The following is an 18,735-nucleotide window of genomic DNA, read 5'->3' on the forward strand; positions in this document are numbered from 1 at the left end:
CGAGGCGCCAAGCGACACCAAACGACACCAAACGACACCAAACGACACCAGGCGGCAGAGCGAGCAAATGGCCTGATTGCTGCGCCTCACGCCGTCGACGCCAGTCCCAAAACCGCCACCCGAGACTCACGTCCGGGTGGCGGTTTTCGTTGGATTTTTCGTTGCATTCTTCGTTCGATGCTTCGTTCGATTTTCCGTGGGTCGCCAGACCGAGACAATGAGTCCGATGGCGATGCACGCCGCGCCCGGCGTTCCCCATTGCCAGCCGTCGGGTACCGCGACGCGCCACAACAAATCAGATCGACGCCAACGCGAACGTGCTGCCCGTCGCAATCTTGTCGACGGCGCCGCCTTGCCTGAAATGCAGCGCGTCGAACTCGCCGAGCACCGTTGCGCTGTCGCCGTGCACGTGTAACGCCACCCCCTCCGGAATCGCGACCACGCTCTCGTCCGGATTGATCGCCAGATACTCGGCCAGTCGCTCCTCGCGCGATTCCCCGTTGTGCCCCGCCGGCTTGCCGCTGATGAAGTGCGGGTTCACCTGGAACGGCACCGCACCCAGCGCCTTGAGCGTCGGTGGCTCGACGATCGGCATGTCGTTGGTCGTGCGGATGGTCGGACACACGACGTTCGCCCCCGCACTCCACCCAACGTAAGGCATGCCCGCATTCACGCGCTCACGCAGCAATCCCACGATGCCCGCGTTGTACATGCGATCGAGCAGCACGAACGTATTCCCGCCGCCAACCACGACCGCTTCCGCCTGTTCGATGGCCGCCCGTGCGTCCCGGTATCGATGGATCGACGCCAGCTCGTAGCCGAAACGCTCGAAAGACGGCTTCACGCGCGACTCGTATTCGTCGAAGCTAAACGTGATGCCGCCCGCATACGGCACGAACAGCACTCGCTTCGCGCGGCCCTTGAGCACGGCATTCACCTGATCCTCGGCATGTTCCAGATACGCCGACTGCCCCTTGCGGGAACTGCTCATCATCAAGATCTGTTTCACGACGTTTGCCTCCTTGGGCGGATGGTCTTGGGGGTTGTGCGCACTCGGCGAAAACATCGAGTGTACCCGGCGCTCGAACGGACAACATCCCGCAGCCATCGCCGTCCCCGCACTTCCGCCGTTCATCCGCCGCATTTCTCATAAAGTGAAACGCCATACCGAATGCTGCAACTGCACACGAAAATTCGGCGACCGGGCGCAAAGCCTCGCGGCGTCGATGTCATACGCAAACCCTTATGCCACCTATAAGCTGCGGGGGCGCCGGCACGCGAAATACCGGGTTTCCGAGTGACCGGAGAAGGATTACACTCAGACTCTTATATAAGACTGCCCCTTAACGTCCGTTCTCCTGACGACCTGACGACCTGACGATCGGTCCGACGCGAAATGCGTCGGGCATGTCGGCGGGAAGATGGACGGAGTCGCGTCAACCTGGTTTTCAAACTCGAGTACAGCATCATGACTTCCACTTCCCAGCGTGGCGGCCTGACGGTCGCAGACAATCTGATCGCGTTCATCGAAAAGGAAGCCCTGCCGGGCACCGGTGTCGATGTCGACGCGTTCTGGAAAGGCTTCGACGCCATCGTCCATGACCTCGCCCCGAAGAACCGTGCACTGCTCGCCGAGCGCGACCGTCTGCAAGGCGAACTCGACCACTGGCACCGCGCCAACCCCGGCCCGATCGCCGACGCCGCCGCCTACCGCGCCTTCCTCGAAAAGATCGGCTACCTGCTGCCCGCACCGGCGAGCGTGCAAGCCACCACGGCGAACGTCGATGACGAAATCGCCGAGCAGGCCGGCCCGCAGCTGGTCGTGCCCCTGTCGAACGCCCGCTACGCCCTGAACGCCGCCAACGCGCGCTGGGGCAGCCTGTACGACGCCCTGTACGGCACCGATGCCATCCCCGAGACCGGCGGCGCCGAGAAGGGCACCGGCTACAACCCGAAGCGCGGCGAACTCGTGATCGCCTTCGCGCGCGGCTTCCTCGATCAGGCCGCACCGCTGGCCGTGGGCTCGCATAAGGACGCCACGGGGTACCGCGTCGAGAGCGGCAAGCTTGTCGTGGCGACCGCAAACGGCGAGACGGGCCTTGCCACGCCGGCCCTGTTCGTCGGCTTCCAGGGCGACGCCGCCGCGCCCACGGCCGTACTGCTCAAGCACAACGGCCTGCATTTCGAAATCCAGTTCGACGCGAATCATCCGATCGGCAAGACCGACGCCGCCCATATCAAGGACGTGCTCGTCGAAGCCGCCGTCACGACCATCATCGACTGCGAAGACTCGGTCGCCGCCGTGGACGCCAGCGACAAGGTCGAGCTGTATCGCAACTGGCTGGGGCTGATGCAGGGCACGCTGACGGAAGACGTGTCCAAGGGCGGCAAGACCTTCACGCGCCGCCTGAATGCCGACCGCGAATACACCGGCGCCGACGGCAAGCCCTTGAAACTGCACGGCCGCTCGCTGCTGTTCATCCGCAATGTCGGCCACCTGATGACGAACCCCGCCATCACCGATCGCGAAGGCCGCGAAATTCCGGAAGGCATTCTCGACGGCGTGGTCACCGTGCTCGCCTCGCTGCACGACCGCAAGCATCGGCTGAACTCGCGCACCGGTTCGATCTATATCGTCAAGCCGAAGATGCACGGTCCGGCCGAAGTGGCCTTCGCCGACGAACTGTTCGGTCGCATCGAAGCCCTGTACGACCTGCCGCGCAACACGCTCAAGATGGGCATCATGGACGAGGAGCGTCGCACCAGCGTCAACCTCTCGGCCTGTATCGCAGCCGCCGCTGCGCGCGTGGCGTTCATCAACACGGGCTTCCTCGACCGCACGGGCGACGAGATGCACACCGCGATGGAAGCCGGCCCGATGATGCGCAAGGGCGACATGAAGTCCTCCGCGTGGATCACCGCCTACGAAAAGAGCAACGTGCTCGTGGGTCTGGCCGCAGGCCTGCGCGGGCGCGCGCAGATCGGCAAGGGCATGTGGGCCATGCCGGACCTGATGCACGCCATGCTGGAACAGAAGATTGCGCATCCGAAGGCCGGTGCGAACACGGCGTGGGTGCCGTCGCCGACCGCCGCCACGCTGCACGCGTTGCACTATCACATCGTCGATGTGCAGGCGGTGCAGCAGGAACTCGAAAAGATCGACTACGCGAAGGAGCGCGACGCACTGCTCACCGGTCTGCTGACGGTGCCGGTCGTCGCTAAGGCCGAATGGAGCGCCGAGGAGATCCGCAAGGAAATCGAGAACAACGCGCAGGGCATTCTGGGTTACGTCGTGCGCTGGATCGATCAGGGCGTGGGCTGCTCGAAGGTGCCGGACATCCACGACATCGGCCTGATGGAAGACCGCGCGACGCTGCGCATTTCGAGCCAGCATCTGGCGAACTGGTTGCGTCACGGCGTCATCACGCGAGAGCAGGTCGAAGAGACGATGAAGCGCATGGCGGCGGTGGTCGACAAGCAGAATGCCGGTGACAAGCACTATGTGCCGATGGCCCCGAACTTCGACAGTTCGCTGGCGTTCAAGGCCGCAAGCGCACTGGTGTTCGAAGGGCTGACGCAACCGAATGGCTACACCGAACCGCTGCTGCATAAGTACCGCCTGGAACTGAAGGCGCAGCAACGCGGTTGATGGACGAAGCCGATCCCGCCATGCAACACGGCAGGATCGGCGCATGGAACACGGCGCCCGGCGGCTCTCCACCGCCGGGCGTTTTTTATCAGCCGTCAATCACCTCGAACCCCCGCTGCCGCATGGTATCGACCGTGCGCTCGTAGAATCTGCGTTCGTCGGCGTCCGCCGGCGGGTGATCTTTGAAGATTTTGACCTCATACCCGGCATTCTTGACGTCGCCCGCCAGAAGGGAGACCCCCGAGTCCGCACCGAAACACAACAGGCTGCCTCCGCAGCCACCGGGGCGATTGGCGATCTCCAGTGCGTAGAGAAAGAGGTTTTTGCCCGACTGCGGCATGACCAGCTTGCGTGCGTATTTGTCGCGGCTCCATTCGCCGTCCCTCGTATCGACCACAAAGGTGTGATGACACGGTGAGTTGAACTCATCGTCTTCCGCAACGATACATCCCGTGCTCATCCCGAGATCTCTGGCGATGTCGTAGACCACGCCGATATTCTCGGTGGTCCCCCGGCTGACAACGACGATCTGCTGCCCATGCTGGCTATCGCGCTGCGCCTCCAACTCCCGTCGCATCGACTGCTTCAATCCTTGGGTATCTGCGTACGAGCTCCAGTGAAAGCCCTGAACCACAATGAGATGCGTACCGCAGAGCATGCGAATGAATTCGCGTTCGTAATCAGCGTCGGTTTTCCGACCCGCTGGCGCCGGTGCCGACAACGTCAAAGGCGGCGATACCGTTTGTTGACCGATGGGATCCATAGGCGACTCCTTTCAAGTGTTACGAAGGTCATCCAGAAGGCAGCCCGACACGACAGGTGTCAGTTGACGAGACCGCCCGGTGCGCGAAGGCGTTGGACAAAAGCGATCACGGTCATCGCGCGAGCCCAGTGTGAGCGCGTACGCATTGCAAGGCCTTTCAATAATGGCTCCGCGCCGTGCCCGTATTCGCCCAACGCCTGGGGACGAAAGCGATCGGCGATCGATGGTCGGCGAGCCGAACGCGTCTCGTCGGGACTTATCACCGCTCGCCTGACGGGGTAACCTGTCAGGCGTCTTCGTTTTTGTGAGGAGCCGGCTGCGCATGGATGCCATCGATCCCGCCATCGCCCTGCAACGCGCCGAACGGCGCGCACTCTCGTTGCTTCTCGTCGCGCTGGCGATCTTCATCGCCACGCTCTTCATGCCGGTGCATTTCGTCACCGGATGGATTCGCGCGGCGGCCGAAGCGGCCATGGTCGGCGGGCTCGCGGACTGGTTCGCCGTCGAAGCGCTGTTCCGGCGCATTCCGATCCCCGGCCTCTCGCGGCACACGAACATCCTCATCCGCAAGAAAGACGCGCTCGGCGACGGTCTCGCCCGCTTCGTGCGCGAGAAGTTTCTCGATACGCCGTCGGTGGTGCGTCTCATCGAACAGCAGAATCCGGCGGACGCCCTCACGCGCTGGCTCGGGTCGTACGAGAACACGCGTCAGTTGAGCGCCGTGCTCGTGAAGGTCACGAGCGGTGTGCTCGACGTGATGGACGAGCGCAACGTGCAGGCCTTCATTCGCCGCGCACTCGACACGATGATCGACCGGCTTGATCTGTCGCAGTCGGCCGCAGCGATTCTCGACATGCTCACGCGCGATGGACGTCATCAGGCCCTGCTCGACGAGACGCTCGACTATCTCGTCGAGTTGCTCAACGAGCCGCAGACGCGCGAGTTCATCTCAGCGCGCATCGTCGAATGGCTCAAGGCCGATCATCCGAAGAAGGAAAAGGTGTTGCCCTCGGAATGGATCGGCAACAAGGGCTCCGACATGATCTCGGCGGCAGTCACGCGCCTGCTCGCGCAGATGGAGGCGGACGAGTCGCATCAGTTGCGTCAGGCCTTCGATCGCGCGGTGGCGGGGCTGATCGAGCGACTGAAGCACGATGCCGAATTTCAGGCGAAGCTCGACGGCTTCAAGACGCAGTTGAAAGGCGACACCGCGCTGAACGCCTATGTGGGCGGCCTGTGGAACGAATGGCGCAGTTGGGTGAAGCGGGATCTGGCACGCGACGACTCGGTGATCGGCGCGAAGATCACGGGCGCGGCGGCGTGGATCGGGCAGGAACTCGCACGCAGCGAGTCGTTACGAAAGGCGCTCGACGCGCAACTCCGAGATGCGGCCGAGCGCATGGCCCCTGGCTTCGCCGACTTCGTGACGGAACATATCCGCGCGACGGTGCATGGCTGGAACGCCGAGCATTTGTCGCGGCAAATTCGTCTGAGCGTGGGACAGGACCTGCAATACATCCGCATCAACGGCACGCTCGTGGGTGGCCTGATCGGCGCCGCGCTGTATCTGGTGGCGCAGGCGCCGGTGCTGTTGGGCCGCGCTTAGCCGGTCGTGCGGACGACGTGAAAGGCGCCGTCATGGGCCAGAATCTCTTCCTCTTCGACGGTGCGCACGGCCCCAGCGTCGAGAACGACGGACCTGCTGAAGGATTTCACCGGCGTTTCAAACGTTGCCGCGTGACCGCCGGCGACTTTTTTGAGCGACCGGCAGCCCACTGTCTGCCCGGCGCAACGCCCTCGACCCCACCCCCGTTTGAGGCATTCTCCCGGGCTTCCCAGCACCCACGCGGCCCGCGCGCTTATATCGATTCAACTTATCGATATATAAAAAATCAAAATTATATTTATACAACCCCCTTCCCTATAGTTCCGTCCGAACCGCGCCAACTCTCGCAAGCGCGCGGACAGACCTTAGAGAAAGCCACACCTCATGAAGACCACGATTCTGGCCCGTCTGGGCTTTGCCGGCTTTGCCGCAGCAATGGGACTCGGCGCCACCGCCGCGCACGCACAAAGCAACGTCACCATTTACGGCCTGATTTCGGGCGGCGTGGGTTACGTGAGTAATCAGGGCGGCAACAAGACCTGGCAGGCACTCTCGGGCACCAATCAGAATCCGCGCTGGGGCTTCCGTGGTTCGGAAGACCTCGGTAACGGCACCAAGGCCATCTTCACGCTCGAAGCCGGCTTCAACCTCATGAACGGCACGGGCTCGCAGAACGGCCGCGCCTTCGGCCGTCAGTCGTTCGTCGGCCTGTCGGACAAGACCTGGGGAACGTTCACGCTCGGTCGTCAGTACGACACCGTTCACGATTACGTCGGCCCGATCATCATTTCGAGCAATGGTGTGAACATCGGCGATAACGACAACGGATACAACGACATCCGTATGCAGAACTCGGTGAAGTGGGTCAGCCCGACTGTCGGCGGCTTCCACGGCACGGCGCAATACGGCTTCTCGAACTCGGCCACCGGGTTCCGCAACAACAACGCGTACAGCTTCGGCCTCGGCTACAAGTACGGCAACTTCGACTGGAACGCGGCGTACGCGCAATACAACCACCCGTTCAGCGGCACCAACAACGACGGCGCCATCGCCAACGACTACGCCAGCCCGCTGCTGATTTTCTCGAAGAGCGCGACGCGTGCGAACGTCTTCGCCAGCCAGCAACGCATCTTCGCCACGGGCGGCTTCTATCGCTGGGGCCCGGCCCTCATCGGCGCGATGTTCTCGGACGTGCACTACACGTACCTCGACAACTCGCACCTGCACCTCCAGAACTACAACCTGACGCTGAACTACAACCTCACGCCGGCGCTCGTGCTGGGCGCCGCGTACGGCTTCACCGCAGGCAAGTACGATGTGATCAACACGCGTCCGCAATGGCATCAGGTCAACCTGCAAGCCGACTACTGGTTGTCCAAGCGCACGGACGTTGCGCTCACGCTGAACGCCCAGCAAGCCGCCGGCGACGCAAAATACGCCCAGCTTTTCGGCTACGCCGCATCGAGCACCAAGCGTCAGATGGCCGTAACGCTCGGCATGCGCCACACGTTCTGACAGCGGCAGACGTGATGTCGCAGGCCGCGCGCCTGCGACATCACGAGCGTCGATCGATGCGTCGGTCGACAGCCTTCACAAGTTCGACGACATCACGACAATGAACGAACCGAACCCCACACCCGACTTCGCCGCCACGACCGACGACGGCGAGACCCGCCACCACAGCCGTCGCAGTTTCCTGCGCACGTCGCTGGCTGCCTCGCTCGCCACGCTCGGCACGACCGGCGCCGGCGCCGCTTTCGCCAGGATGACGTCGACCGAGGGCGCGTCGGCGCTCACGGCGGACGACGCAACGCGTCGCACCGTGATCATCGATTGCGACCCGGGTCAGGACGACGCCATCGCCATTCTCTTCGCGCTCGGCGCACGCGAGCAGATCGACCTCAAGGCGCTCACCGTCGTCGGCGGCAACGTGCCGCTGAGCCTGACCGAGCGCAACGCCCGGATCGTGCGCGACTGGGCCGACAAGACCCGCTCGCTGCCCGTGTACGCCGGCTGCCCCAAGCCGCTCATGCGCGAACTGGTGACGGCGGCGAACGTGATGGGCCGCTCGGGCCTGGATGGTGTGGAACTGCACGAGCCGCGCGGCCCGCTGGAAAAGCCGCACGCCGTGACGTACCTCATCGACACCCTGCGCGCCGCAGCACCCGGTAGCGTGACGCTCGTGGGCATCGGCCCGCTCACCAACATCGCGACGGCGCTGACGGCCGCTCCCGAAGGCGCCAAGGCCATCCGCGAGATCGTGCTGATGGGCGGCGCCTGGTTCGAGCGAGGCAATTACACGCCGGCCGCCGAGTTCAACATCTTCGTGGACCCGGAAGCCGCCAGCATCGTGCTCGGCGCAGGCGTGCCCGTCACCGTGGTGCCGCGCGACGTGAGCCTGAAGGCGCTTATCACGCCGGCGCGCATCGTGCCGTTCCGTGCGCTGAAAAATCGCTGCGGTCCGATCGTCGCGGACATCCTCGCGGCAGAAGTCGCGTATCAGAAGCGTCGCCGTGGTGTGGAAGAAGCGCCGATGTACGACCCGTGCACCATCGGCTATCTGCTCGACCCGACGATGTACGGCGGCCGTCGTGTGAACGTGACCGTCGAGACGACGGGCCAGCTCACGCTGGGCGAAACGGTGGTGGACTGGAACGGCCGCACGAAGCGTCCGGCAAACGCGATGTGGCTCACCGACATCGACGCCGACCGTTTCTACGACGCGCTGCTCGAACGCATCGCGCGCCTGCCGTAATCACGCAGAACGACGTTTGACGAGGCAAAACGCGGTGACCGTTGCCGGCCGCCGCGTTTTGCATGCGGGGTAAGACGCGCAAGCCTTCGCGTCGCCGATGACTGCCGTCGCCGGCGCACGGGATCGTGTGGCACAGGGCGCGTCATGTCGCGAGATGTTCCGCGATCCAGTCGCGGCAAGCACTCACTTGCGGACCACGCTCCTTGCCCACGAGCGACATCAATGCCACCGTGCGGGTCACGCGCGGGGCGACGACGTCGAGCGCGACGAGCACCGGATCGTGCAAATGCAGGGTATAGAGCTTGGGCAGGATCGCCAGCGCGAGGCCGCTGCGCACCAGCGCATAGAGCGGTTCGGTGTACTCCATGCGGTACTTCGGTTCGAGCCGCAGATTTTGCGAACCTCCGGTGCGCTGGAGCGAATCGCTGACATTGCCGCGCACGAACACGGCGAGATCCCGCTCGGTGAGCTGTGACCAGTTGACGGACGCCGCCGAGGCGAGCGGATCGTCTCGGCGGGCAACGAGCACGATCTCGTCGTCGAACAGATCGTCACAACGAAAGCCTTCGGTATTGGCCACGTGACCGGCCTCGTCCGCCTCGTCGCGAATCCCGACGCCGAGGTCGATTTCGCCTCGGGCGAGGGCCGCGACCAGTTCGCTATTGGGCAAATCGGAGAGTGCGAACCGCACGTTCGGATACGCCTCGCGCAAGCTGCCGAGCACCGGCAGCAGCCGTGCGGCGACCGAAGGGATGAAGCCGATGCGCACCGTCTGCGCTTGCAGCGCGAAGGTGCTCGTCATGTCGTCGAATGTGCCGCGTGCGGCGTTGAGCAGACGCTCCGCCAGCGGCAGGATGGTCGTGCCGGCCTCCGTCAGCGTCAGACGATGCGCGGAGCGCTCGAACAGCCGCCCGCCGAGCAGGAACTCGATTTGACGGATCGCTGCGGTAAGCGCGGGTTGCGTGACCGAGAGCGCCTGCGCCGCCTGCGTGAAGCTGCGCGAGTGCGCCAGCGCCACGAAGTACTGCACCTGACGCAGCGTCAGTGCGGGCAGCGGCGGCACGTGTGGCGTGGGTGCCGCCGGGAGCGCACCGGGGACTGGCACCGGGACGGGAACTGGAACGGGGACCGCTGCCGTGTTGGCGGCAGCCGTCGCGTCGGCCCTGGCCTTAGTGTTCTCGGTACGACGGGACGAAGTCGCCATGGCGCGCTCCTGAAGTTGCGTCTCGGGTGGTGTCGTTGCCTGCCTGCCACTGCTGTACACCGCAATCATGCACTTGTGCACGCCTCGCACTTTGCGAGGCATGTGACGGCAAGACAACACGCTTGCGACGCTGACGGAGACCGGCAGGGGCCAGGAATCCAGGCACGCCGCGAAGAATAGATTCGAATTATCGAATCATAAGTAATTTCATTTTTTATTTATAGTCGCACGCACGTAAAGTGCCACGCAAAGACCTTCTATCCTTGGCTTATGCAGACCTCATCTCCTGAGCGCAATACGGCACACGCGACACCCGTGACAACCCCGACACAGGCAGCGTCCTCCACGGCCCCCGCCGGCTGGCTGGAGCGCCGCTTCGCCATCGGCCGTCGCGGTTCCAGCGTTCGCACCGAAGTGCTCGCCGGCATCACGACGTTCCTTGCCGCCGCCTATCTGATGGTCGTCATCCCGTCGCTGCTCGCCACCGGCGGCATGGATCGCGGCGCGGCCACCACCGCAGTCATGCTGGTGTTCGTGCTGTTCTCGCTGCTCATGGGTTTCTACGCGAACTTGCCGTTCGTCGTCGGCCCCGGTATCGGCGGCTCGGTCATCGTGGGTGTGACGCTCGCCGCGACCGAACACGTGGCCTGGCAGACGGGCATCGCCATCGCGTTCCTCTCGGGCGTGCTGTTCCTGCTGCTGACCGTGATCGGCGCACGCAGTGTGGTAGCGCGCCTGATTCCGACAGCCATCAAGCTCGGTCTGGGCGCCTCCATCGGCCTGTTCATCGCCGTGCTCGGCGTGCGCAACGCCGGCATGGTCGTCGCCAACGCCAAGACGAACGCCTTCGCGCTGGGCGACTTCAGCAAGCCGGGCACGATCGTCGCCCTGATCGGTCTGGGCGCGGCGGTGCTGCTGCAAGGCCGCAAAGTGCCGGGTGCGATCCTCTGGTCGATCCTGATCGCCGCACTCGCCGGGGTACCGCTCGGCGTGACGAAGGTGCCCGAGTCGTTCGTCTCGTTGCCGCACAGCATCGCCCCCGTGGCGTTCCAGCTCGACCTGAAGAGCGCGCTGACGATTTCCGCGTTGCCGTATCTGTTCGCGTTCTTCGCGGCGGAATTTTTCTCCACGCTCGGCACGACGCTCGCTGTGGGCGGCAAGGCCGGCCTGCTCGACGAGCACGGCAACATGGAGAACATCAACCGTCCGTTCCTCGTCGATTCCATAGCCGCGACCGGCGGTGCGCTGCTGGGCATTCCGGCCCTCACCGCGCTGGTCGAGTCGGCGGCGGGCGTGGAAGCGGGTGGCCGCACCGGCCTGACGTCGGTGGCGGCGGCCGTGATGTTCGCCCTGGTGTGCTTCTTCGTGCCGGTGGCGCTCGCCATTCCGAAGGAAGCTACGGCCCCGGCGCTGATCCTGATCGGTCTGTCGATGTTCAGCACGATCCGCCATGTGCCGTTCGACGATTTCAGCGACGCCTTCCCCGTGCTGGCGATGGTGCTGCTCACGCTGCTCTCGAACAGCTTCGGCACCGGCATCGCCGGCGGTCTGCTGTGTTACGTGCTGGTCAAGGCGCTGATGGGCCGCTTCAAGGAATTGCCGTGGGGCCTGTACGTGCTGGCCCTGCCGCTGGCGTACTACTTCTGGACGGTCGTGGGGCGTCACTGACCGACCTGCCGGCACCTCGCTTTACCGACGCCATCAACAACATCAGACGTTATGACAGAGACACCGGGCTTCGTTCCCGCCGCACGCACGGGCGTGCAGATTCAGGAGGCGCATCGCACGTTCTTCCGCGCGATGCCGAAAGTCGAATTGCATTGCCATTTGCTGGGCGCGGTGCGTCACGACACGTTCGTGGCGCTCGCGCAGAAGTCGAACGCACCGCTCGAACGCGCCGAGATCGACGCCTTCTACACCCGTGGCGAAAAGCCCATCGGCGTGCTGCGGGTGTTGCGCGCGCTCGATGCGCATTTGCTCACGTCGCCGGATGATTTGCACCGCATCGCCTACGAATATCTGGCCGACGCCGCCGCGCACAACGTGCGTTACAGCGAATTTTTCTGGAACCCGACGGGGACCGTGCGCACGTCCGGCATCCCGTACGCGAGCGCGCAGGACAGCATCGTCGCCGCCATTCGCGACGCCGAACGCGACCACGGCATCGTCGGCCGTCTGATTCCGAGCATCGACCGCGAAGCCGATCCGCGCGAAGCCGTCGAAATGGTCGAATGGATGGCGGCACATCGCGCCGACGAAGTGATCGGCATCGGCATCGACTATCGCGAGAACGATCGTCCGCCGGAGCTTTTCTGGAAGGCGTATCGCAATGCGCGTCTGGCCGGATTCAGGACGACGGCGCACGCAGGCGAATTCGGGATGCCCTGGACGAACGTCGAGACCGCCGTCGAGCTGCTCAAGTGCGATCGTATCGATCATGGCTATACCATTGTCGACTCGCCCGAACTTGCGCGCGAATGCGCGGAGCGCGGCATCGTGTTCACGATCGTGCCGACGAATTCGTATTACCTGCGCACGCTGACGCCGGAGCGCTGGGCCGAAGATCATCCGATCCGCCGCATGCCGGGTCTCGGCCTGAAGGTGCATCCGAATACCGACGACCCGACGCTGCACAAGGTCAATCCGGCGCAGGCATGGGAGTTGATGTACAGCCACTTCGGGTTCTCGCTCGACGACCTGCGCGGCTTCATGCACAACGGCCTCGACGGCGCATGGATCGACGAGGGTACGCGACACGACTGGCGCCGCAGTTTCGCGGCGGACTTCGACACGGCACGCAACGTGCTCACCGAATCGCTGGCGGTCTGACAACCGCCGCAACGGAGCTTTTCCTTGGTCTCACCCGACCTTCAGCCGCCTTCGGGCGGCTTTTTTTTCGCCATCGTCAGAGCATTCCGCATTCGCAGGAAATAGAAGATTCCAATACGAATTGCGCGAATGCCACAGCCGGGAAATATCGGCAGCAATTCACATGATTGGCCCCAAAACCCGAACCCTGTCTATTCGAGGTAACGGCGACCGGATAACATGCGCCGCTCTTATCACCACGACCGGACAAGCGCCACATGCATCGAAGTTTCCGCACGCCGTTTGACGCAACGAATCACGTCGACGAATCGACCGCGCATGCATTCGACGGGGGCATGTCGCAACGTCGCCTGAACGATTTTCTTGACGTCATGGGGCGCCGCTTCGGACTGCCGCGCCTGCAATCACAAGCGTCTCCAGGCGCAGGCATCACGCTGGAGAATGGCGATGCGGTCTACTTCCGATCCAACGGCACGCTTGACTCGTTCGACCTTTACTTCCGTATCGACGTCCCCCCGTCGATGCTGAATCAGCCCGATCTGATTCACTTGATAATCAAAAATTGCTTTTCAGGAGATAAGCCGCCCCCCGTGCTCTTCATTCAGGAGCGGGAGGGGTTTTTGTTGTTTGGATTAACGGATATCGAATATGGAGAATCGCCTGAAACCTCGGAGCACCGGATCAATGTCTGTTTTTCCGAATACATCACATTGATCGAGTTTTTGAGAAACGAGGTTCACTGAATCACTATGTTGAGAGTGCAGTCTGACATTTCGCGCGTCCGTTCCGTGGACAATCTGCTGGAACTGGCATTGGGCGCCCGCTTTCTGAGCCGGGCGAGCGTGGCAAGCGAATTCGACAACCGAACGCTGGAGCGGCACGTACAGATGGCGCCCGAGCATCCCATCCCGGCGCTGCGCCTGCACGCCGGTCTGCGAGCCCGTACCGATTCGCTGGAGTCGTTGCCCGACAGTGCGACATTCGAGGGTTATCGAAACGTCGAGGTCGGCCGGAATCTGTTCGATTGCGAGCCGTACTATCCCAAGGCCGCCGCACGCGTGGAGTTCGAGCGCAAGCTGGGCCAGGCATTGTGCGACGAACCGAAAATTCGGGATCTCGCGCGACGTATTCGTGAGCTGACCGGCACGCCCATGCGTTTCGAGGATTTCGACGGCCCCGCGCAAGCCAAGATTCTGGCCGAGCGCGTGGGGATCGGCGGCGCCGACGAATGCCTCAGATCCGAGAACACGCTGGACGCGCACGTTCTGGCCACGCTGATCAAGGCCGAAGCGCCGCACTACGACGACCCCGGTGCGCCGAACCCCAAGCGCCGCCGCAACATGTTCAACGCGGCGCCGCACCCCGACAATCCCATGCATCCGTGGAACCTGCGCGAGTTCGACGTGCCGATCGCCGAGATCAAATCGCCCAAACAACTGCCGAACCGTATCCGGCACGTTATGCAAACGCGATGGGACAGCGTTCGCAACCACGTCGGCGGCGAGACCACGTTCGCCACGCTCGTCGAACGCGCCGGTGTCGCGCGCGTCTATCGTGACATCGGGTTCGCCGCAACCGGCGACGCCGTCGCGTACATGTTCCAGTGCACCCCGGAAGAGCGCCCACGGTTGCTGCACGATCTGCTCGACATTACATGGAGCACGGCGGAGTACACCGGTGACGAAGCGAACGGCCGTGATCTGAACCCGATCGGCTCGCAGGTGCGCCAGCACCGCACTGGCGACCGCTCGAACATGGTCAGGACTTCCGATCGCAACGATCCGCAGATCGCGAAATTCGCGCTCGGCGCCATCGTTCACGACAAGCCGGTCATCTCGGGGCCGAGCGGGCATACCCTGCGATATCTGAATCACTACGCGCAGTGCCGGGAGATGGCGGCTTACTCAGGCAACGTGTCCGATTGGCCGTCGCTCGCCGAAGCCCGCATGGTGATGATGGCGAACCTGATGCCGCCCAAGAATCACCATTCGTATCACGAGATAATGTCCGCATCGATCGGCGTGACCGACGGGAGCGAAATGCTGCATTACCGCGAGCGTGCGTCCTATGCCGATCTGAACGACACCCCGCTCGGGGCGGCCATGCTCGCGCGACTCAAGGACGACGCACGTCGCATCGCCCCTTCGGACCACGGCGACTAACCCGCCCCGTCTACACCACCGTTCGGGCAACCGTCGTCGACGCGCAGGCGCGCTCAAGCCTCATTGCCCGAGCTTTCGCTCTCGGTGTCCAGCGAATAATCCAGCACGACCGGTTTCCCGTACGCCCGCAGCGATTGCGGCGCGTGCACGAACCGGTCTGCAATCGTTTGCGCGCGCCTCGCCGCCTCGGCAGGCGCTTCGGCCAGGGTGGATTGTGCAATGTGCTGAACCTCGTTCGCGAATGCCATGCCGATACGCCGGCTGCTGCGATGAAGCACGAATCGTTCGTTGGCCGGATCGAACAAGCCGCCGTGCGTACGACTCTCGGCTTCCACTTCGGCACATGCGGCGCACGGCACGAAACGGCCCGCCATCGGCACGACGATCAGCGCGTCAGGCGAGAGCAGCAATCGCGCCACGGCTTCGCGATGCCAGACGTCGGCGTTCTGCGCGATAGCCGACTCGATGCACTGTTCGGCGTGCATTGTCTCCGTGACCCCGGGCGGCAACGGCGTGAGCTTCGGTGTGTCGCGCATTGGCGTGTGCACGACCAGGTCGTCGAATGTCGGGGAGGCGCCGGCGGCATCTTGCAGCACCCGGCGCAACGTGTCGAACGCATCGTCGAGCTGACGAAGCGCGCTGTGCGCGCAGGACACGCCGTCCTGCGGCAATCCGATTCCCCTCGCCACTTCCGCGCGCGCTGCCGTGCGAATACGCTCGAAGCCGTAGCCGTGCACGTAGTGATGCCGGAGCTTGGCGATATCGCGCACACGGCGGGACATCACCATCGCGTGCCAGTTGCGCTCGTCGCCCGGCGCGGGACGTCGCGGCGCGCCTTTCATGAGCGCGTCGTCCGTCAGGGCGAGGTGCAGCGCTTCGCGAATGCGATCCGCATGAAAATTCGACGCGATATGCAAACGTCCGCCAAAGACACTGACCTGAACTTCCAGCGGGTCGACCTGCAAGCGCGCGCGCATCGTCATGTTCACCGCGATGGCGATATGCCGCAGCGACTGTGCCACGCGATCGAAGCCGAGATAACGCTTGGGCGGCGGCGGATCGATGGGCCGACGCGCGATTCGGGACACTTCGGACGGCGACAGGCAGTAGTACCGCGCCGGTGCGGGCGCGGCGCGTGTGTCGCGCCGCGCAATCGCGGTCTCCAGTGCCCGTTCGTCATGCAGCGTAAGGGGGCGTGCACCGCGCAACGCGAGCGCGACGGCATGGCCGGTGCCACTGCCGCTGTGCGAAATGCGGCGGGAATCAGTGAGGGAGCGACAGCGAACGTCATGTGGCAATGACGCGGGCGAGAAGATACGAGGCATTTGGGGGGAGGGCCGAAGGAGGAGAGTGGGTCGGACGGCATGCGATACCGCCCATGGTGCCGGGCGTGCGATCGAAGGCGGGGAATTCTACGAACCCGCCGTCGGCGACGCTTCTGTATTTCACAGCGCGGCTGTCGCGCCCCGTCGCATTCGTCGCATTCGTCGCATTCGTCGCCGGACCCTGGCGATACGCCCATAAAAAAGCCGCCGGCCCTTTCAGGTCGGCGGCTTCGCATCGCCGGGGGACGATGCGGGGTGCTGCGGTGCTGCGGTACTGCTGTACTACCGGGGAGGTTCTGTGAAGCGTGCCGATTACGAACGGCTGTCCTGGGCGAACACGTTGCGCTCGCTCAGTTGAGCGCGCACTTCGGCGCGGGTCGCCGGGGCGACTGCCGGGACCGTCTGGGCTTGCGCTGCCGTGACCAGCGGTGCGCCGGTTTCGGTCTGATTCAGTTGGCCGCTGGCGGCTGCCTGCGCCAGCTCGGCACGTACTTCGGCGCGGCTGACCTGGCTTTGCGTCGCGACCTGGAGGTCGGGGGTGTTGTCGTTATAACGGGCGTCGGCGAAAGCGGAAGCCGAGACAAACGAAGCGGCGGCGACAACGGCGGCAAGGATACGGGTGTTCATGGTGAGACTCCTGTCAATTGATTGAAAACTTCGGATTCAGCTAGCGTTCGGGGCATCATCAGCGTCGAGGCCGGGGGGCACTTCGTTTTGCTGCGTTGCGGTGTCCGTCGCGTTGGCATGACTGAATCTTAGGGAAAACCCGTGGTTTTTTCGCAACTGAACGTCTACGAAATGCAACCGATCGTCCGATTCGTAAAAACTATTGAAAATCAAACACTTAATGCCGTTGAAGTGGGTATATGAGTCACATTCGGGGGGGTTGGCGAGGGTTTCGGCGAGCAATGGCGCCGTGCGCAACAGCCTGTTTAACCGGATGGGGTTTATCGCGAAGTGCGTCAGCAGTAGAGTGACAACATGATGAAGTCAGCCGACATCGTGGCTCGCAGGGTGCGCCGCACCGCGGACGATGCCGGTCGTAAGTCACAGGAGCATTACCATGGCTGTCCTCGGTTCTTTCCTTTTGTTGGCGAGCGCCTCGTTGCTCACCGCGTCCTATCTGCGCAGCCGTGCCGCACGTTCGCGCCGTGCACAGGAAGCGCTCGTGCGGGTGAAATCCCGCTGAGCGTCGCCGGACGTCATTGATTCGTCGGGCATAAAAAAGGCCGGCCAGAGGTCTTCCGCCGGCCGGCCGTAGTCCCGTATCAAGGGATCTCATCCCCCAAAATGTCGATCGCGTCCATAGCACCGATGAAATTGCGCCCGCGCGGACCGTCCAGCGCGGCGGCAATCATCTGCGCGGACTCCGGTTCGCTCACGCCGTAAGCGGAGAACTCGGTCGCCACGCCCAGATCGTTCAGGAACGCCGTGAGCGCGTCGGGCGCACCGTCGATATCGCCACCGAAGATTTGCGCCAGCACGGCGTCGCGGTCGGCCCGTTTGCCGATGGCCAGACGCATCACCGCAGGCAACGTGAACGAGCACGCAATGCCGTGCGGCAAGCCGTGTCGAATCGTCATGTCGTACGACATCGCGTGGGCGAGAGCCGTCTTCGTGTTCGAAAACGCCATGCCTGCCTGAAGCGCGGCGAGCGCGGCTTGTGTGCGCAACACCATGTCGTCCGGCGACGCCATGAGTTTCGGCAACACGCGCATCATCTCGCGCGCGGCGGTCACGGCGAACGTATCGGAGACGGGGTTGGCATTGACGTTCCAGATCGCTTCGAACGCATGCGAGAGCGCGTCGAGACCGCTTTGCAACGTGACGGCGCGCGACAACGAGCGCGTGAGGCAAGGATCGACGATGGCCACCTCCGGCCACGTCTCGGGCAGATGCAGCGAGTATTTCCTGCGCTTGCCGTGACGGTCCCACAGCGTGGCCCAGGGCGTGACTTCGCTGCCGGTGCCTGCCGTCGTGGGAATGGCGATGAGCCGCTTGGTGCGCGTCGGCTTGAAGGCACCGCCCGGATCAGACGCATCGAGCGCATCGACCAGCGTGGCGAACTCGTTCTCGTCGCCCGCGACCATCAACAGCTTGGCGGTATCGAGCGCACTGCCACCGCCGAGCGCCACGATCACCTCACACTCCCCGTAACGCCGCCAGAAATCGCCATAGATCGGTGCAAGTTCGCGCACGTCCGGATTCGGACTCACCTGATCGATCACCCCGGCAAGACGCGGCCCGAGCATGGCTTCGATTTGCCCGGTCATGCCGAGCGCACGCGCCTCAGGCATGGTGACGAGCACTGTACGACGATTGCCGACGACCGCGGGCAAATCGGCGAGGCTTCCGACACCGAAGCGGACGTCGACCGGATTATGGAAACGTGAACGTGCAGTCATGGTGAGACGATTGCCGCCGCGTGCCAAGACGCTGCGA

15 protein-coding genes are annotated in these 18,735 nt (G+C 63.8%); 9 read left to right on the plus strand and 6 right to left on the minus strand.

Annotation, left to right across the window (positions count from 1 at the left end; genetic code table 11):
• Window positions 1-295: 295 nt before the first annotated feature.
• On the minus strand, window positions 296-1,009 hold the full coding sequence (pepE, locus tag PAN31108_RS05060; RefSeq protein ID WP_246183780.1) for a dipeptidase PepE: 714 nt from the start codon (window positions 1,007-1,009) through the stop codon (window positions 296-298).
• Between the two features lie 459 nt (window positions 1,010-1,468).
• On the opposite strand from pepE, the gene PAN31108_RS05065 reads away from it, so the two are divergent.
• The gene (locus tag PAN31108_RS05065; RefSeq protein WP_150667767.1) at window positions 1,469-3,649 is read left to right on the plus strand and encodes a malate synthase G; all 2,181 of its coding nucleotides are present in this window, start codon (window positions 1,469-1,471) and stop codon (window positions 3,647-3,649) included.
• A gap of 88 nt (window positions 3,650-3,737) precedes the next feature.
• On the opposite strand, the gene PAN31108_RS05070 is transcribed toward PAN31108_RS05065, so the two are convergent.
• On the minus strand, window positions 3,738-4,412 hold the full coding sequence (locus PAN31108_RS05070) for a hypothetical protein (RefSeq protein ID WP_150667768.1): 675 nt from the start codon (window positions 4,410-4,412) through the stop codon (window positions 3,738-3,740).
• 322 nt (window positions 4,413-4,734) lie between these two features.
• Between PAN31108_RS05070 and PAN31108_RS05075 the strand changes: the two genes are divergently transcribed.
• The 3 genes from PAN31108_RS05075 (at window position 4,735) to PAN31108_RS05085 (ending at window position 8,773) form a co-directional block, all read left to right on the plus strand.
• On the plus strand, window positions 4,735-6,018 hold the full coding sequence (locus PAN31108_RS05075) for a DUF445 domain-containing protein (RefSeq protein ID WP_306440132.1): 1,284 nt from the start codon (window positions 4,735-4,737) through the stop codon (window positions 6,016-6,018).
• A 384-nt stretch (window positions 6,019-6,402) separates the two neighbouring features.
• Window positions 6,403-7,533 carry a porin gene (locus PAN31108_RS05080; RefSeq protein ID WP_150667769.1) on the plus strand — a complete coding sequence of 377 codons (1,131 nt, stop codon included), beginning with the start codon at window positions 6,403-6,405 and terminating at the stop codon, window positions 7,531-7,533.
• Window positions 7,534-7,633: 100 nt separating this feature from the next.
• On the plus strand, window positions 7,634-8,773 hold the full coding sequence (locus PAN31108_RS05085) for a nucleoside hydrolase (RefSeq protein ID WP_150667770.1): 1,140 nt from the start codon (window positions 7,634-7,636) through the stop codon (window positions 8,771-8,773).
• Between the two features lie 142 nt (window positions 8,774-8,915).
• Here PAN31108_RS05085 and PAN31108_RS05090 read toward each other — a convergent pair whose 3' ends face one another.
• Window positions 8,916-9,977: a LysR family transcriptional regulator gene (locus PAN31108_RS05090; protein WP_150667771.1), complete on the minus strand. Its 1,062-nt coding sequence runs from the start codon at window positions 9,975-9,977 to the stop codon at window positions 8,916-8,918.
• 315 nt (window positions 9,978-10,292) lie between these two features.
• Here PAN31108_RS05090 and PAN31108_RS05095 point away from each other — a divergent pair, with 315 nt between their 5' ends.
• The 4 genes from PAN31108_RS05095 to PAN31108_RS05110 all read left to right on the plus strand — a co-directional run bounded on the left by PAN31108_RS05095 (window position 10,293) and on the right by PAN31108_RS05110 (window position 14,968).
• The gene (locus tag PAN31108_RS05095; protein ID WP_246183781.1) at window positions 10,293-11,645 is read left to right on the plus strand and encodes an NCS2 family permease; all 1,353 of its coding nucleotides are present in this window, start codon (window positions 10,293-10,295) and stop codon (window positions 11,643-11,645) included.
• A 51-nt stretch (window positions 11,646-11,696) separates the two neighbouring features.
• Window positions 11,697-12,806 carry an adenosine deaminase family protein gene (locus tag PAN31108_RS05100; protein WP_150667773.1) on the plus strand — a complete coding sequence of 370 codons (1,110 nt, stop codon included), beginning with the start codon at window positions 11,697-11,699 and terminating at the stop codon, window positions 12,804-12,806.
• 257 nt (window positions 12,807-13,063) lie between these two features.
• Window positions 13,064-13,549: a hypothetical protein gene (locus PAN31108_RS05105; RefSeq protein WP_150667774.1), complete on the plus strand. Its 486-nt coding sequence runs from the start codon at window positions 13,064-13,066 to the stop codon at window positions 13,547-13,549.
• A gap of 45 nt (window positions 13,550-13,594) precedes the next feature.
• Window positions 13,595-14,968: a hypothetical protein gene (locus PAN31108_RS05110; RefSeq protein ID WP_150667775.1), complete on the plus strand. Its 1,374-nt coding sequence runs from the start codon at window positions 13,595-13,597 to the stop codon at window positions 14,966-14,968.
• Between the two features lie 53 nt (window positions 14,969-15,021).
• Here PAN31108_RS05110 and PAN31108_RS05115 read toward each other — a convergent pair whose 3' ends face one another.
• Both PAN31108_RS05115 and PAN31108_RS05120 read right to left on the minus strand, forming a co-directional pair.
• Window positions 15,022-16,293, minus strand: a complete 1,272-nt coding sequence (locus PAN31108_RS05115; RefSeq protein WP_150667776.1) for a hypothetical protein — start codon at window positions 16,291-16,293, stop codon at window positions 15,022-15,024.
• Window positions 16,294-16,605: 312 nt separating this feature from the next.
• Complete coding sequence (locus tag PAN31108_RS05120; protein WP_150667777.1) at window positions 16,606-16,920, minus strand: DUF4148 domain-containing protein; 315 nt, start codon at window positions 16,918-16,920, stop codon at window positions 16,606-16,608.
• A gap of 436 nt (window positions 16,921-17,356) precedes the next feature.
• Between PAN31108_RS05120 and PAN31108_RS26975 the strand changes: the two genes are divergently transcribed.
• Window positions 17,357-17,482, plus strand: coding sequence for a hypothetical protein (locus PAN31108_RS26975; RefSeq protein ID WP_281350035.1), 126 nt, complete (start codon window positions 17,357-17,359; stop codon window positions 17,480-17,482).
• A gap of 79 nt (window positions 17,483-17,561) precedes the next feature.
• Here the strand turns inward: PAN31108_RS26975 and psrA are convergent, their stop codons facing one another.
• Window positions 17,562-18,698, minus strand: a complete 1,137-nt coding sequence (gene psrA, locus PAN31108_RS05125) for an iron-containing alcohol dehydrogenase PsrA (RefSeq protein ID WP_150667778.1) — start codon at window positions 18,696-18,698, stop codon at window positions 17,562-17,564.
• Window positions 18,699-18,735: the final 37 nt, after the last annotated feature.

It is taken from the genome of Pandoraea anhela, assembly GCF_902459655.1.
GTDB lineage: Bacteria > Pseudomonadota > Gammaproteobacteria > Burkholderiales > Burkholderiaceae > Pandoraea > Pandoraea anhela.

What these genes read in the sequence shown, in the direction of transcription:
- PAN31108_RS05115 (WP_150667776.1), bottom strand. Translation starts at nt 16,293, where the DNA reads ATGCCTCGTATCTTCTCGCCCGCGTCATTGCCACATGACGTTCGCTGT.
- PAN31108_RS05065 (WP_150667767.1), top strand. Translation starts at nt 1,469, where the DNA reads ATGACTTCCACTTCCCAGCGTGGCGGCCTGACGGTCGCAGACAATCTG.
- PAN31108_RS05070 (WP_150667768.1), bottom strand. Translation starts at nt 4,412, where the DNA reads ATGGATCCCATCGGTCAACAAACGGTATCGCCGCCTTTGACGTTGTCG.
- PAN31108_RS26975 (WP_281350035.1), top strand. Translation starts at nt 17,357, where the DNA reads ATGGCTGTCCTCGGTTCTTTCCTTTTGTTGGCGAGCGCCTCGTTGCTC.
- PAN31108_RS05105 (WP_150667774.1), top strand. Translation starts at nt 13,064, where the DNA reads ATGCATCGAAGTTTCCGCACGCCGTTTGACGCAACGAATCACGTCGAC.
- PAN31108_RS05080 (WP_150667769.1), top strand. Translation starts at nt 6,403, where the DNA reads ATGAAGACCACGATTCTGGCCCGTCTGGGCTTTGCCGGCTTTGCCGCA.
- PAN31108_RS05075 (WP_306440132.1), top strand. Translation starts at nt 4,735, where the DNA reads ATGGATGCCATCGATCCCGCCATCGCCCTGCAACGCGCCGAACGGCGC.
- psrA (WP_150667778.1), bottom strand. Translation starts at nt 18,698, where the DNA reads ATGACTGCACGTTCACGTTTCCATAATCCGGTCGACGTCCGCTTCGGT.
- PAN31108_RS05120 (WP_150667777.1), bottom strand. Translation starts at nt 16,920, where the DNA reads ATGAACACCCGTATCCTTGCCGCCGTTGTCGCCGCCGCTTCGTTTGTC.
- PAN31108_RS05085 (WP_150667770.1), top strand. Translation starts at nt 7,634, where the DNA reads ATGAACGAACCGAACCCCACACCCGACTTCGCCGCCACGACCGACGAC.
- PAN31108_RS05090 (WP_150667771.1), bottom strand. Translation starts at nt 9,977, where the DNA reads ATGGCGACTTCGTCCCGTCGTACCGAGAACACTAAGGCCAGGGCCGAC.
- PAN31108_RS05100 (WP_150667773.1), top strand. Translation starts at nt 11,697, where the DNA reads ATGACAGAGACACCGGGCTTCGTTCCCGCCGCACGCACGGGCGTGCAG.